Annotated in this window: 14 protein-coding genes and 1 pseudogene; 6 read left to right on the top strand and 9 right to left on the bottom strand. The window is 57.9% G+C overall.

All coding sequences use genetic code 11. The annotated features are described in order from the left end of the window. Positions 1-75: 75 nt before the first annotated feature. Positions 76-777 carry a lipoate--protein ligase family protein gene (locus tag ASE98_RS12180; protein ID WP_060541610.1) on the top strand — a complete coding sequence of 234 codons (702 nt, stop codon included), beginning with the start codon at positions 76-78 and terminating at the stop codon, positions 775-777. Here the strand turns inward: ASE98_RS12180 and crp are convergent. Further along, entirely contained in the window at positions 774-1,421 is a 648-nt protein-coding gene (crp, locus tag ASE98_RS12175; protein ID WP_060541678.1) for a cAMP-activated global transcriptional regulator CRP, read from the bottom strand. The genes ASE98_RS12180 and crp overlap by 4 nt on opposite strands. A 230-nt stretch (positions 1,422-1,651) precedes the next feature. Between crp and ASE98_RS12170 the strand changes: the two genes are divergently transcribed. Both ASE98_RS12170 and speD read left to right on the top strand, forming a co-directional pair. After that, positions 1,652-2,074, top strand: coding sequence for an OsmC family protein (locus ASE98_RS12170; protein ID WP_060541609.1), 423 nt, complete (start codon positions 1,652-1,654; stop codon positions 2,072-2,074). A gap of 239 nt (positions 2,075-2,313) precedes the next feature. After that, the gene (gene speD / locus ASE98_RS12165) at positions 2,314-3,108 is read left to right on the top strand and encodes an adenosylmethionine decarboxylase (protein ID WP_060541608.1); all 795 of its coding nucleotides are present in this window, start codon (positions 2,314-2,316) and stop codon (positions 3,106-3,108) included. Between the two features lie 119 nt (positions 3,109-3,227). Here the strand turns inward: speD and coq7 are convergent, their stop codons facing one another. The 6 genes and pseudogenes from coq7 to hemJ form a co-directional block, all read right to left on the bottom strand. Further along, complete coding sequence (coq7, locus tag ASE98_RS12160; protein ID WP_060541607.1) at positions 3,228-3,875, bottom strand: 2-polyprenyl-3-methyl-6-methoxy-1,4-benzoquinone monooxygenase; 648 nt, start codon at positions 3,873-3,875, stop codon at positions 3,228-3,230. 172 nt (positions 3,876-4,047) lie between these two features. Beyond that, positions 4,048-4,386, bottom strand: a complete 339-nt coding sequence (locus tag ASE98_RS12155; RefSeq protein WP_060541606.1) for a histidine triad nucleotide-binding protein — start codon at positions 4,384-4,386, stop codon at positions 4,048-4,050. 80 nt (positions 4,387-4,466) lie between these two features. Next, positions 4,467-5,255: an SDR family NAD(P)-dependent oxidoreductase gene (locus ASE98_RS12150; protein ID WP_060541605.1), complete on the bottom strand. Its 789-nt coding sequence runs from the start codon at positions 5,253-5,255 to the stop codon at positions 4,467-4,469. 62 nt (positions 5,256-5,317) lie between these two features. Next, positions 5,318-5,983, bottom strand: a pseudogene (locus tag ASE98_RS12145) (DUF805 domain-containing protein); the annotation flags it as partial. A 132-nt stretch (positions 5,984-6,115) separates the two neighbouring features. Then, positions 6,116-7,084: an NAD(P)H-dependent flavin oxidoreductase gene (locus ASE98_RS12140; protein ID WP_060541604.1), complete on the bottom strand. Its 969-nt coding sequence runs from the start codon at positions 7,082-7,084 to the stop codon at positions 6,116-6,118. Positions 7,085-7,116: 32 nt separating this feature from the next. Next, the gene (gene hemJ / locus ASE98_RS12135; RefSeq protein ID WP_060541603.1) at positions 7,117-7,548 is read right to left on the bottom strand and encodes a protoporphyrinogen oxidase HemJ; all 432 of its coding nucleotides are present in this window, start codon (positions 7,546-7,548) and stop codon (positions 7,117-7,119) included. Between the two features lie 135 nt (positions 7,549-7,683). Between hemJ and argC the strand changes: the two genes are divergently transcribed. Further along, positions 7,684-8,718 (top strand): N-acetyl-gamma-glutamyl-phosphate reductase, encoded by a 1,035-nt coding sequence (argC, locus tag ASE98_RS12130; protein WP_060541602.1) that lies wholly within the window; start codon positions 7,684-7,686, stop codon positions 8,716-8,718. A gap of 169 nt (positions 8,719-8,887) precedes the next feature. After that, entirely contained in the window at positions 8,888-9,238 is a 351-nt protein-coding gene (gene erpA / locus ASE98_RS12125) for an iron-sulfur cluster insertion protein ErpA (RefSeq protein ID WP_060541601.1), read from the top strand. A gap of 68 nt (positions 9,239-9,306) precedes the next feature. Here erpA and ASE98_RS12120 read toward each other — a convergent pair whose 3' ends face one another. Both ASE98_RS12120 and ASE98_RS12115 read right to left on the bottom strand, forming a co-directional pair. After that, positions 9,307-10,398 carry an anhydro-N-acetylmuramic acid kinase gene (locus tag ASE98_RS12120; protein WP_060541600.1) on the bottom strand — a complete coding sequence of 364 codons (1,092 nt, stop codon included), beginning with the start codon at positions 10,396-10,398 and terminating at the stop codon, positions 9,307-9,309. A gap of 3 nt (positions 10,399-10,401) precedes the next feature. Further along, positions 10,402-11,865: a peptidoglycan DD-metalloendopeptidase family protein gene (locus ASE98_RS12115; RefSeq protein WP_060541599.1), complete on the bottom strand. Its 1,464-nt coding sequence runs from the start codon at positions 11,863-11,865 to the stop codon at positions 10,402-10,404. Between the two features lie 212 nt (positions 11,866-12,077). Between ASE98_RS12115 and tyrS the strand changes: the two genes are divergently transcribed. Next, positions 12,078-13,277: a tyrosine--tRNA ligase gene (gene tyrS, locus ASE98_RS12110; protein ID WP_060541598.1), complete on the top strand. Its 1,200-nt coding sequence runs from the start codon at positions 12,078-12,080 to the stop codon at positions 13,275-13,277. Positions 13,278-13,544 lie beyond the last annotated feature (267 nt).

Below are 13,544 nucleotides of genomic sequence, written 5' to 3'. Positions count from 1 at the left end.
ACTAATGTGGGAGCGGGCTTGCTTGCGAAAGGGCCCTTAAACATTCCTGAAGATCCAAGCCTTGCGGAGTTGTCCATGAACCAGCCGATCAACATGACCATCGAAGCCGGCCTGCAGGCCGAACAGGATCTGTTGGCATCGGTCTGTGCCGGCGACGCGGAGTTTGGCCTGTTGTTCTGGCAACCGAGCGATCGCGCACTGGTCATGCCGCGCCGCTTGAGTCGTCTGCCCGGTTTCGAGGTCGCGTGCGAGGTGTCAGCGGCAGCGGGTTGGCCGGTGCTGTTGCGCGAAACTGGCGGTGAGCCGGTGCCACAGTCGGCCTCGACGATCAATATCGCGCTGGTTTACGCACCGCCACGCAACGAAGGCGATCTGAACCGCATCGAGTCCGGATACCGGCGTCTGTGCGACCCTATCTGCCAGCTGCTGGATGAGCTGGGCGGCACGTCGTCACTGGGTGAAATCGAAGGGGCGTTCTGTGATGGTCGCTTCAACGTCAACCTGGACGGGCGCAAGATGGTCGGCACCGCCCAGCGCTGGCGTCAGAGTCATGGAGGCCAACGACCGGTGGGGTTGGTGCACGGAGCGATGCTGATCGACAATGAGCGTGAATCAATGGTCGCGGCCGTCAATCGCTTCAACGAAGCCTGCGGTCTGGAGCAGCGGGTGCGCGCTGAAAGCCATATTGCATTGCATGAGAAGTTTACGGCGCCAGGGGCCCTGGCTCGTCTCGACGAACTCTACCGGCTGATGCTCAAGCAGATGTTCTGCGCCTAGCGCGTACCGAAGACCACCATGGTCTTGCCCTTGACGCCCACCAGGTTGCGTTCTTCCAGATCCTTGAGCACGCGGCCGACCATCTCGCGAGAGCATCCGACGATCCGCCCGATTTCCTGACGGGTCACTTTGATCTGCATGCCGTCGGGATGGGTCATCGCATCGGGTTGCTTGCACAGTTCCAGCAGGCAGCGCGCAACGCGACCGGTCACGTCGAAGAATGCCAGGTCGCCAACTTTGCGCGTGGTATTACGCAGGCGTTGTGCAATTTGTCCGCTAAGCACGTAAAGAATGTCGGGATCCTGCTCAGACAGTTCGCGGAATTTTGCATAACTGATTTCGGCAACTTCACATTCAATCTTGGCTCGCACCCATGCGCTGCGCTCCTGCTCCAGGCCTGCCTGTTCAAACAGCCCCAACTCTCCGAAAAAATCCCCGGCATTGAGATAGGCAATGATCATTTCCCGGCCATCATCATCTTCGATCAGGATGGTGACTGAGCCTTTGATGATGAAGAACAGTGTTTCCGAGCGGTCGCCAGCACAAATGATGTTGCTCTTGGCCTGATAGCGACGGCGCTGGCAATGCATCAACAGCTTGTCGAGGTTCTTGATCCTGGGGGTGGGGGGGGTAATAGCAACCATGGTTGTATCCCGAAAATGCTGCACGGTGTGTTTGGCTTTTTTATGAATGCAGAAGCTGGCGCCAAAGCTGGCTATGCGCCAGCGAATTGGCGCCAGCTTAACAGACACTTCCTGCAATATTCGAGCATTTACCTACAGCGTTGCAGGATATCTCTCAGGAAGGCTAACAGTGTCAATCACGGGGCCTGTGCTAAGCTGGCGACCCTTTTTTATACAGTGGAGTCTTGGCGATGAAGGCACGCATCCAATGGGCTGGCGAAGCCATGTTCCTCGGCGAATCCGGTAGCGGTCATGTCGTGGTCATGGACGGTCCACCTGAAGCTGGCGGACGTAACCTGGGCGTCCGGCCGATGGAAATGCTCCTGCTGGGTGTCGGCGGTTGCAGCAATTTCGATGTGGTCAGCATTCTCAAGAAATCCCGCCAGGCCGTGGAAAGCTGTGAAGCCTTTCTCGAGGCCGAACGTGCAACTGAAGATCCCAAGGTCTTCACCAGGATCCACATGCACTTCGTGGTCAAGGGCCGCGGGTTGAAAGAGGCCCAGGTCAAGCGCGCCATCGAGCTGTCCGCAGAAAAGTATTGCTCGGCCTCGATCATGCTTGGCGCGGCGGGTGTGGCGATTACCCACGACTATGAAATCGTCGAGCTTGGCTGAGTCGACATTCAACTATCATAAAAGCAGTGCAGACTCTGGCGATCCCAAGCTGACGTCTGCATAATGCGCCACTTTTTTCAGGGTAGTGGCCGGTCAATCGATAGGCCTCGCACCCGAACAGACAACCAAAATCGCCATCGCGAAGAGGTGTTAACCGTCCTACGCAGGTGCGTTGTTCGCATCTGACGGGCATGCTTGATCACGCGGCCGGGCCGCAAGCACATAGAGAGTTTTTAACGGTGAAAAGCAAACTCAAGCTCCACGGGTTCAATAACCTGACAAAGACCTTGAGCTTCAACATCTATGACATCTGCTACGCGGAAACCCCGCAAGACCAGCAGGCTTACGTCGAGTACATCAATAAAGAGTACAACGCGAAACGCCTGACGCAGATCCTCACGGAAGTTGTCGATATCATTGGTGCCAACATCCTGAACATTGCCAGTCAGGACTACGAACCACAGGGCGCCAGCGTCACGATCCTGATTTCTGAAGAGCCGGTAACCCCGACCGAGAGTCAGATCGAAGAATCTCCGGGCCCGTTGCCCGAGATCATTCTGGCCCACCTCGACAAGAGCCACATCACGGTGCACACCTATCCGGAAATCCATCCGGTGGACGGTATTGCAACCTTCCGTGTGGACATTGACGTGTCGACCTGCGGGGTCATTTCACCGCTTAAAGCGCTCAACTTCCTGATTCACCAGTTCGATTCGGACATCGTGACAGTGGACTACCGTGTGCGCGGTTTCACCCGTGACATTGAAGGCAAGAAGCACTTCATCGATCATGAGATCAACTCGATCCAGAACTACCTCTCCGAAGACACCCGCGACGCGTACCAGATGACCGACGTGAACGTGTACCAGGAAAACCTGTTCCACACCAAAATGCTGCTGAAGAACTTCGAACTGGATAACTACCTGTTCGGCGATGCCACCAGCAATCTGTCGTCTGAGCAGCGTGCCCAGGTGACCGAGCGGGTGAAACACGAAATGCTCGAAATCTTCTACGCGCGCAACATGCCGAACTAAGGTTCTTCGAGCACAAAAAAGGCGACTACCTCAGGGCAGTCGCCTTTTTTATTACACTGAATACTGCCCCTGTGGGAGTTGGCTTGCCTGCGAAGAGGCCCTCCCGGGAAACCAAAGTATCAGATCCGATAGGTACTCTTGGTCATCACTTTAGCCATCAGGCTCATCCCGAACTTCACGGGTGCCGGAAAACGGAACCCACCGGCATCCAGTGCGCTTTCGGCATGCTGTTCTTCGTCAATGCGCATCTGCTCAAGAATCGCCCGGGACTTTTCATCCTCGGCCGGCAGTTGCTCCAGGTGTTCGTTCAAGTGTTTGCACACCTGATCTTCAGTCGCCGCAACGAACCCCAGGCTGACTTTGTCGCTGATCAGCCCCGCAACCGCTCCAATCCCGAAGGACATGCCGTAGAACAGTGGGTTAAGAATGCTGGTGTGGCTGCCCAACTGATGGAGGCGTTGTTCGCACCAGACCAGGTGATCGATTTCTTCTTCGGCTGCATGCTCCATGGCTGCACGCACCTGCGGCAGCCTGGCGGTCAGGGCCTGGCCTTGGTACAGCGCCTGGGCGCAGACTTCGCCGGTATGGTTGATACGCATCAGGCCGGCAACGTGGCGGGTGTCTTCATCGCTCATTTTTGCATCCGGCTGGACGATGGCAGGCGATGGACGGTATGGCTGGCCACTGAAGGGCAGCAGGGTACGCATCGCGGCATCGGCTTGCAGCAGAAGACGGTCAATCGGCGAGTAGTGACGTTGGGTAGTCATGCGGACCTCCGGGGGAATCTCGGCGGCCAGTTTAACCCAATCGGCGAGGGGAAGGTTTGCGTTGGGTCATGTGTGGCGTCACCACCACTCCTGCAGGAGCCGGCTTGCTGGCGATGGCGATCTCAATGACGCCATCGCCAGCACGCCGGCTCCTGCAAGGGCAGCCTGAGAATCAGCCCGGCGGCCAGTTCATCTGGCGCTGGCCGAGTACGTGCATATGAATGTGATAGACGGTCTGCCCGCCTTCTTCATTGCAGTTCATGACCACACGGAAGCCTTTTTCGCAGCCCAGTTCCAGCGCCAGGCGCTGAGCGGTGAACAGAATGTGTCCGGCCAATGCCTTGTCGTCTTCAGTCAGGTCGTTCAAGGTTCGCACCGGTTTCTTCGGAATGACCAGAAAATGTACCGGTGCCTGTGGGGCGATGTCGTGGAAGGCCAGTACCTGGTCGTCCTCGTAAATGATCTTCGCCGGGATTTCCCGGTTGATGATCTTGGTGAACAGAGTATCCACAGCTGTTTCTCCGTTGTTTGGGCTGGCCTGAGTGTACTTACAAGGGGATGCACCAGCCCAGTGTTTTACCGTAGGACATTTCAACGAGGGCAGTGGGCTTTGATGACCATGCCTGCAATTGTCCGGTTCAACCAGCGCGAACCGAGCCGCGGCAGGAAGGCGAACCAGCGATTGCGCCGCCCGGGAATGATGATCGCGCGATTCTTTTCAAGCGCCCGCACGGTATACAAAGCGACTTCTTCGGGACTCATCAGCAGCTTGTTGCCGGCAAGTTTGTCGGTATTGAGTTGCGCGGTGCGGAAAAACCCCGTGCGGGTCGGGCCGGGGCAGAGCACCGATACCTTGACCGCGCATTTCTTCAGCTCGACGCGCAAGGCTTCGGAAAAATGCAGCACATAGGCCTTGCTGGCGTAGTAAGTGCTCATCCACGGTCCCGGCTGAAACGCGGCCACCGAGGCCACATTCAGAATTTGTCCGCCGCCTTGCAGCGCCATGCTGTTGCCGATCGCGTGGCACAGGCGGGTGAGGGCAAGGATGTTCACTTCGATCAGGTCTTGCTCGGTCATCCAGTCCTGGGCCAGAAAAGGTCCGCAGGTGCCAATGCCGGCGCAGTTGACCAGCAAATCGATGTGCCGGTCACCTTCCTCCAGTTCCAGCAGAAATCCGGACAAGCGTAGCGGTTCGCCCAGATCACAGGCACGGAACAGCACCTCGACGCCGAAACGTTGGGTCAGTTCGATCGCAATACTTTCCAGCTGATCACGTTGTCGGGCCACCAGAATCAGGCTGCGGCCGCGCCGTGCCAGGGCTTCGGCCATCGCAAGGCCGATGCCGCTGGAGGCACCAGTGATCAGAGCGTAACGGGTCATTCAGTTCTCCATCGCAAACAGCTCCGCGCCGCGACGCAGGTGTCACGGGCCTGGAGCGCTGTTCATTCTTTGGCAGAGTCTACAGGGGGCTGGGCCTCTTCGGCTGCATCGCCAGGAGAATTTGGTTGCAGTTCGTTATCGACGTCGATTTCGTCGGAAGTGGCCGAGCCGGTTCCATAGCTGCCCTGCAAGACGTTTTCGTACTCTTGCTGAATCGCCGAAAGACTCCCGGTCAATGCGCCGGCGAAGACCAGCGCGATAAAGAGCAACCACAGTAAAGACAACAGCTTTACTGCGGTGCTGTTGGGTGGGGGTGGTGGGCCATAGCGGTTTGTGGTGCTGTTGCCAGGCACGACCGTGATCACGAACGGGAAGACACTGGCTACAAATGGAACGAGGTTCAGTAGCCACAGCCAGCCTGACCAGCCGATGTCATGCAGGCGCTGAACGGTGATCTGGATGCTGATGAAGGCGATGGCAACAAACAGGATAAAGGCCAGCAAGCCACCGATGATCAGGCCGGCCGACGAGTCAGCGCCGATCAGGGCCAGGGCAATCGAGGCGAAGCCTGCGCAAGCAGCCAGCAGAGCCAGGGTCAGGACCATCGTCCAGGCAAGGTAACGCAAACGACCAATGCGCCCATCGAAGCTGAACGGGTTGAGCGCTGCGAACTGCGGCAAGGCTTCACCGACTGCGGCGTGGGTCGGGCCGTAAGGAGATAGAGGATCCGTCGGCGGGACGGGATCTTGAGAGCGGTTTTCGTCCATGTTCGAGTCATCCTTGTCATGAAACATTAGATTCAGAGTGTCGCGTCCGGGCGACTGTAAGGCCCGCCGATGGCGGCAGGCCTTACTCCATTGTCAGCGTGGCCAGCGCTTGGGTAGTTGCGCGGCATGCTCCAGAGCCTTGCGATACTCGGCATCTAGACGCGCAACCAACTGCTCGACGCTTGGCAGGTCATCGATTGCGCCCACACCCTGGCCTGCGGACCACACGGTTTTCCAGGCTTTGGCCTCATCGCTGACCGGCTTGAGCTTGGCGCCGAAGTTGATTTCGCCCTTGCCCTGCAGCGCCGCCATATCGAAACCGGCCGCCTCCAGGCTTTGGCGCATGAAGCTGGCGGGAATGCCGGACACTGCTGGAGTATGGATGATGTCTGCTGCCTGGGAAGTCAGCAGCATCTCTTTGTAAGCGTCAGGCGCATGACTTTCAGTGGTGCCGATAAATCGCGTCCCGAAGTAGGCCAGGTCCGCGCCGAGTAATTGTGCGGCGAGGATTTCATGGCCGTGATTCAGGCAGCCGGCCAACAGGAGAGTCTTGTCGAAGAACTGACGGATCTCGGCAATCAGTGAGAACGGGCTCCAGGTCCCGGCGTGTCCACCGGCACCTGCGGCCACAGCGATCAAGCCATCTACACCGGCTTCGGCGGCTTTTTCCGCGTGGCGACGTGTAGTGACGTCATGGAATACCAGGCCGCCGTAGCTGTGGACTGCATCGACCAGTTCTTTCACGGCGCCTAGGCTGGTGATCACGATCGGTACTTTGTGCTCCACGCAGATATCCAGGTCTGCCTGCAGCCGCGGATTGCTGTTGTGGACAATCAGATTGACGGCGTAGGGCGCAGGTTTGTCCAGGGTTGCCAGCCCGGCTTCGATTTCTTCCAGCCAGGCCTTGAAGCCGCTGCTCTCACGCTGATTCAACGCAGGAAAACTACCGACTACACCGTTGCGACAGCAGGCGAGCACCAATTGCGGGTTGGAAATCAGGAACATTGGCGCTGCCACCACTGGCAGACGCAGACGTTGTTCGAGCAGAGCGGGCAGCGACATTGGAAGTACCCCGTTAAATGCGGCTAGTAGGATTAGAACGGCCGAACCACGACCAGAATTACGATGGCCAGCAATAGCAGAACCGGGACTTCATTGAACCAGCGATAAAAGACATGGCTGCGGGTGTTCTCGCCACGGGCGAAGCGTTTTACCTGGGCACCGCACATGTGGTGATAGCCGATCAGCAATACCACCAGCGTCAACTTGGCGTGCATCCAGCCGCCCTGGGTGAAATAGGCGCCAGGGTTGAGGCTGATCAACCAGCCGCCAAAGATCAGTGTAGCGATCATCGCCGGGCCCATGATGCCCCGGTACAGCTTGCGCTCCATGATACTGAAGCGTTCCTTGCTGACAGCGTCTTCGCTTTGCGCGTGATATACGAACAGTCGCGGCAGGTAAAACAGACCGGCAAACCAACAAACCATACTGACGATGTGAAGCGCTTTGAGCCATAGATAAAGCATTTTTGGTTATTCCAGAATTCACGGTAGGCCGAATAGTAGAGGCTTGAGGCTCCGCACGTCACCTTGACGGTTGTCGCAGGGGCTTGCGGCCCCTATTATCGACGGCTTTCCAGTGGGTTCGTTGAGGGCAGGTTTATGGTCAAGGTCGGTATCGTCGGCGGCACGGGTTACACCGGTGTCGAACTGCTGCGTCTGTTGGCGCAGCATCCGCAAGCAGAAGTGGTTGTCATCACTTCCCGATCCGAGGCTGGCCTGGCCGTTGCCGACATGTATCCGAACCTGCGAGGCCATTACGACGGCCTCGCGTTCAGCGTTCCGGACATCAAGACCCTGGGGGCTTGCGACGTGGTGTTCTTCGCCACACCGCACGGCGTTGCCCACGCCCTGGCGGGTGAGCTGCTGGCGGCGGGGACCAAGGTCATCGACCTGTCGGCCGACTTCCGTCTGCAAGATGCCGCGGAATGGGCCAAGTGGTACGGCCAGCCCCACGGTGCGCCGGAGTTGCTCGACGAAGCGGTCTACGGCTTGCCGGAAGTCAATCGTGAGCAAATCAGGAAGGCGCGCCTGATTGCCGTACCGGGTTGCTATCCAACTGCCACGCAACTGGGCTTCCTGCCATTGCTTGAAGCCGGTCTGGCGGACACCAAAGGTTTGATCGCGGACTGCAAGTCTGGCGTCAGCGGTGCCGGTCGTGGTGCTGCGGTCGGCTCGCTGTACTCCGAGACATCGGAAAGCATGAAGGCCTACGCGGTCAAAGGTCACCGTCATTTGCCGGAAATTCGCCAGGGGTTGCGTCGCGCCGCGGGCAAGGATGTCGGCCTGACCTTCGTTCCGCACCTGACGCCGATGATCCGTGGCATTCACTCCACGTTGTATGCGACCGTAGTCGATCGCTCGGTGGACCTGCAGGCGCTGTTTGAAAAGCGTTACGCCAACGAGCCGTTCGTCGACGTCATGCCGGCCGGCAGCCATCCGGAAACCCGCAGCGTGCGCGGTGCCAACGTTTGCCGGATCGCGGTGCATCGTCCACAGGACGGCGATCTGGTGGTGGTGCTCTCGGTGATCGACAATCTGGTCAAGGGCGCGTCGGGTCAGGCGGTGCAGAACATGAACATCCTGTTCGGGCTGGATGAGCGTCTGGGTCTGTCCCACGCCGGCATGCTGCCTTGAGGCCTTAATGCTGCTCAGTAAAAAGGCCCTTTATACGGGCCTTTTTGCATTCCGGGTCGGCGCCTGGGTTGGTTGATATACCATAACAATAGTTGACCGCTTTTCTAGGAGAAGCGGATAATGCGCGTCATCACGCAATATGACGGCGTAACGCCGGGAGATAGTCAGCATGAGCGTCGAATCCTTCACCCCCACGGCTTTGCAATTCACCCACGGTGCCGCGCACAAGGTGAAGAGCCTGGTCGATGAAGAGGGGAATGATCGCTTGAAGCTGCGCGTATTCGTTACGGGCGGCGGTTGTTCAGGTTTTCAGTACGGCTTCACCTTCGATGAAGAAGTGGCCGAAGACGACACCATTGTCGAGCGCGAGGGTGTGAGTCTGGTTGTCGATCCAATGAGCTTCCAGTACCTGGCGGGAGCCGAGGTGGATTACCAGGAAGGTCTGGAAGGTTCGCGTTTTGTCATCAAGAACCCGAATGCGACTACGACCTGTGGTTGTGGCTCTTCGTTCTCGATCTGATCAGCGAGTCTGCATTACCCAGCGCCGCATGGCTCCAGAGCCCTGCGGCGTTTTGCTGTCTGGAGGATTTACGCGGGGTAGATGGCACCGAGTACGCGCAAGCCGCGGGCGCCGGTAACGCTTGGGCGGTTGGCGGCGATGCCTTCCAGGCAGCAATGCGCCAGCCAGGCGAAGGCCATGGCTTCGACCCAGTCAGGGTCTACATCGTAAGCGGCAGTGCTGCTGACTTTTGTATTCGGTAGCAGGCTGGCCAGGCGGTTCATCAGCGTGGTGTTATGCGCGCCCCCGCCGCATACCAACAGTTCCCGAGTGTCTGTCTGGGCACTCTGCAGCGACTCGACGATGGTCAGAGCGGTCAGTTCAAGCAATGTTGCCTGCACGTCTTCTGCCGCGAAGGTCGACAAGTGCGAAAGATGCTGTAGCAGCCACGGCAAGTTGAACACTTCGCGGCCGGTGCTCTTCGGGCCTTTGGTGACAAAAAATGGATCGCCAAGCAGGGCCTTCAGCAGTGTCGGTTCGACCTTGCCCGTAGCGGCCCATTGGCCGCCGCGATCATAGTTGTGGCCACGCTCCCGATGGATCCAGGCATCCAGCAACACATTTCCCGGGCCGCAGTCGAAGCCTGCAACAGGCTGGCCGGGCTCGATCAGGCTGAGGTTGCTGAAGCCGCCAACGTTCAAGACTGCGCGGTTGCCTTCCCGCTCTTCAAACAGGGCTTCATGAAAGGCTGGAACCAGCGGCGCGCCTTGCCCGCCAGCGGCTACATCGCGGCTGCGGAAGTCACTGACCACGGTGATGCCGGTCAGTTCGGTCAACAGGGCCGGATTGCCAATCTGTACAGTGAACCCGCGCGCCGGTTCGTGGCGAATGGTCTGGCCATGGCTGCCGATCGCGCGAATGTCGTGAGGTTCGAGTTGCTGCTGGGCAAGGAGGGCGTGAATGCCCTGTGCTGCCAGACTCACCCAGTTCTGTTGGGCGATGGCGGAGCGGGCGATTTCGTCCGGACCGCTGGCGCACAAGCCAAGCAGCTCGGCGCGCAGGGATTCGGGCATGGGGATGTAGTGCGTGGCAATCAGCTTGATCGCCGGGGTCAGTTCGATCAGTGCAATGTCCAGTCCATCCAGGCTGGTCCCGGACATCACACCTATATAGCGCGTCATGGCTTAGCGCTTCGAAGCCAGCATGGTGGACTTCTCTTGATCCATGCGCGCCATCAGCGGCTGGCTCTGTGCGAGGAAGCGTGCGCGTTCGCCCTTGGAGATCGGATCGGCCATCGCTACTTTTTGGCCCAGCGGGTCAACGTGTACACCATTGACCTGGAACTCATAGTGCAGGTGCGGACCGGTGGACAATCCAGTGGTACCGATGTAGCCGATCACCTGGCCCTGTTTGACCGCGCCGCCGGTCTTCACGCCTTTGGCGAAGCCTTGCATGTGGCCATACAGCGTGGTGTAGGTAGCGCCGTGCTGGATGATCACGGTGTTGCCATAGCCGCCACGACGCCCCGCCAGCAGAACTTTGCCATCACCGGCGGCCTTGATCGGAGTGCCGCGTGGTGCTGCATAGTCAACGCCTTTGTGGGCGCGGATCTTGTTCAGGATCGGGTGTTTGCGGCCCATGGAAAACTTCGAACTGATGCGGGCGAAATCCACCGGTGTACGGATGAACGCCTTGCGCATGCTATTGCCGTCAGCGGTGTAGTAGCTGCTATTGCCTTGTTTGTTGGTGTAACGCACGGCGGTGTAGGTCTTGCCGCGGTTGGTGAAGCGTGCCGACAGGATCGGGCCGTTACCGACAGCCTTGCCATTGACGACCTTCTGCTCGTAGATGACGTCGAACTCGTCACCCTGGCGAATATCCTGGGCAAAGTCGACGTCGTAGCCAAACACGCTGGCCATGTCCATGGCCAGGCTGTGAGACAGGCCGGCGCGAGCGGCGGACTGCGACAGTGAGTTGTTGATCACTCCGTGAACATACGCGGAGCGCACGGTCGGCTTGGCGGTAGTGCGGTTGAACGTGTAGCCCTTGTCGTTTCTGGTCAGGCTGATGCTTTCCAGGTCGTTCAGCTTGCTGTGCAAATTGGTCAGTTGACCGTCGGGGCTCAGTTCGAATTCGAGTTTCTGTCCGTGTTTGAGCTGGCTGAATTGCTTGGCCTGCTTGTTGCTGGCCAGCAGTTCATGCACAGAGGTGGTTGGCAGGCCGACTTTCGCGAACAGCGTGGAAAGCGTATCGCCTTTGCCGACGATCACTTCCCTGTGGGTTTCAGCCTTCTTTTCTTCGGCGGCCGGTGCGGATGCAGTTACCGGCGCCTGTGCCTGTGCCGGTTCCGGTGCAGCTACGGGTGCAGTCTGGGCGGTTTCCTGGGTGTCCTCTGCGCTGTTTTCTATCTGCGCGAAGGGCGAGGCTGTTGACTCATTTGTGGCTTGGACGGCGTCAGCAGCGTCTTGATCTTGTGTCAGTTGTTCAGCAGGACTTTCCAGTTCAAGACTCAGGGTCGTCTTTTTGGCTTCAACATCGCTGGAAGGGAATACCAGGAGCGCCAGGCTGAGAAGGGCGGCGATCCCACTTGCGGCAAGCAGGTGGGTCTTCGGGTAAAGCGGTGGCGCTTTAGACGGTTCAGTGGTCATAAGTGATTTTGACTTTGAAAAATGATGAATTGGAAAAGATGAATGACATGATGAAGATGAAATAACTGTATAAAATATAACCAAATCATCTCTGAAGCAAGTCCGTGGGTGCTCTGCCTGTGGATTGGCGTCCGTGCGCCGGGCAAAACTTGTATTTGACGCGCGATCTTGTATGGTTGGTTCCCTTTGATTCTGAGCCTTGCAGGTTGGTTATGAAGTCGGTTGAAGAGCAGCTAGCGCTGATCAAACGTGGTGCGGAAGAACTGTTGGTCGAGTCCGAGCTGATCGAGAAGCTCAAGCGTGGCCAGCCACTGCGTATTAAGGCAGGCTTCGATCCGACCGCTCCGGATCTGCACCTGGGTCATACCGTGCTTATCAATAAGCTGCGCCAGTTCCAGGAGCTGGGGCATCAGGTGATCTTCCTTATTGGTGACTTCACCGGGATGATCGGTGATCCGAGCGGCAAGAGCGCCACGCGTCCTCCGCTTACCCGTGAGCAGGTTCTCGAGAATGCCGAGACCTACAAGACTCAGGTGTTCAAGATTCTTGATCCGGCGAAAACCGAGGTGGCGTTCAACTCCACCTGGATGGATCAGATGGGGCCTGCGGACTTCATTCGCCTGACTTCGCAGTACACCGTGGCGCGCATGCTCGAGCGCGATGACTTCGACAAGCGCTACACGACCAACCAGCCAATTGCCATTCACGAGTTCCTCTATCCGCTGGTTCAGGGTTACGACTCGGTCGCTTTGCGTGCGGACGTCGAGCTCGGTGGTACCGACCAGAAGTTCAATCTCCTGATGGGTCGTGAGCTGCAGCGTGGTTATGGTCAGGAGGCTCAGTGCATTTTGACCATGCCGTTGCTGGAAGGTCTGGATGGCGTGAAGAAGATGTCCAAGTCGTTGGGCAACTACGTCGGTATCCAGGAAGCACCGGGCGTAATGTACGGCAAGCTGGTTTCCATTCCGGATGCGTTGATGTGGCGCTACTTCGAGCTGCTCAGCTTCCGCTCCATGGAAGAGATCAATGCATTTCGTGCTGATGTGGAGGCAGGGGCCAACCCGCGCGACATCAAGATCAAGCTGGCCGAAGAGATCGTTGCGCGTTTCCATGGTGAGGAGGCTGCGGCTAACGCTCATCGCGCGGCGGGTAACCGCATGAAGGAAGGCGAGCTGCCGGATGATCTGCCGGAGGTCGAATTGACTGCTGCCGAAGATATGCCTATTGCTGCCGTCCTTAATAAGGCGGGCCTGGTGAAGAACTCGGCGATGGCGCGGGACCTTCTTGGTTCGGGCGGTGTGCGTATAGATGGTGAAGTGGTTGATCGCACCTTTATATATGCAGTGGGTGCGACCCATGTTTGCCAGGCTGGCAAGAAGGCTTTTGCACGAATTACGCTGAAAGCCGAATAAAACCGAAATAGAGGTTGACGGCGAATTTTAGAAGCCTATAATTCGCCCCACTTCCGGCGCAGTCGAAACGGAAAACTCCTTGGTAAACAATGAGTTACGCAGTTTTCGACAGTAAGTTGCTTCAGTTCATCGAAGCCGAAAGGGAGTTGAAAAAGAGGTGTTGACAGCAGCGTGTAACGCTGTAGAATTCGCCTCCCGCTGACGAGAGATCGAAAGCGCAAGTGGTTGAAGTTGTTAAGGATTCCTTGAAAACTTCTGAAAATAACC

The organism is Pseudomonas sp. Leaf48 (assembly GCF_001421885.1).
In the GTDB taxonomy this organism is placed as follows: Bacteria; Pseudomonadota; Gammaproteobacteria; order Pseudomonadales; family Pseudomonadaceae; genus Aquipseudomonas.
The sequence above is the reverse complement of the archived record's forward strand: the minus strand, read 5'-3'. Positions and strand labels throughout refer to the sequence as shown.

What these genes read in the sequence shown, in the direction of transcription:
- ASE98_RS12180 (WP_060541610.1), top strand. Translation starts at nt 76, where the DNA reads ATGAACCAGCCGATCAACATGACCATCGAAGCCGGCCTGCAGGCCGAA.
- ASE98_RS12140 (WP_060541604.1), bottom strand. Translation starts at nt 7,084, where the DNA reads ATGTCGCTGCCCGCTCTGCTCGAACAACGTCTGCGTCTGCCAGTGGTG.
- tyrS (WP_060541598.1), top strand. Translation starts at nt 12,078, where the DNA reads ATGAAGTCGGTTGAAGAGCAGCTAGCGCTGATCAAACGTGGTGCGGAA.
- crp (WP_060541678.1), bottom strand. Translation starts at nt 1,421, where the DNA reads ATGGTTGCTATTACCCCCCCCACCCCCAGGATCAAGAACCTCGACAAG.
- erpA (WP_060541601.1), top strand. Translation starts at nt 8,888, where the DNA reads ATGAGCGTCGAATCCTTCACCCCCACGGCTTTGCAATTCACCCACGGT.
- coq7 (WP_060541607.1), bottom strand. Translation starts at nt 3,875, where the DNA reads ATGACTACCCAACGTCACTACTCGCCGATTGACCGTCTTCTGCTGCAA.
- ASE98_RS12150 (WP_060541605.1), bottom strand. Translation starts at nt 5,255, where the DNA reads ATGACCCGTTACGCTCTGATCACTGGTGCCTCCAGCGGCATCGGCCTT.
- hemJ (WP_060541603.1), bottom strand. Translation starts at nt 7,548, where the DNA reads ATGCTTTATCTATGGCTCAAAGCGCTTCACATCGTCAGTATGGTTTGT.
- argC (WP_060541602.1), top strand. Translation starts at nt 7,684, where the DNA reads ATGGTCAAGGTCGGTATCGTCGGCGGCACGGGTTACACCGGTGTCGAA.
- ASE98_RS12170 (WP_060541609.1), top strand. Translation starts at nt 1,652, where the DNA reads ATGAAGGCACGCATCCAATGGGCTGGCGAAGCCATGTTCCTCGGCGAA.
- ASE98_RS12115 (WP_060541599.1), bottom strand. Translation starts at nt 11,865, where the DNA reads ATGACCACTGAACCGTCTAAAGCGCCACCGCTTTACCCGAAGACCCAC.
- ASE98_RS12120 (WP_060541600.1), bottom strand. Translation starts at nt 10,398, where the DNA reads ATGACGCGCTATATAGGTGTGATGTCCGGGACCAGCCTGGATGGACTG.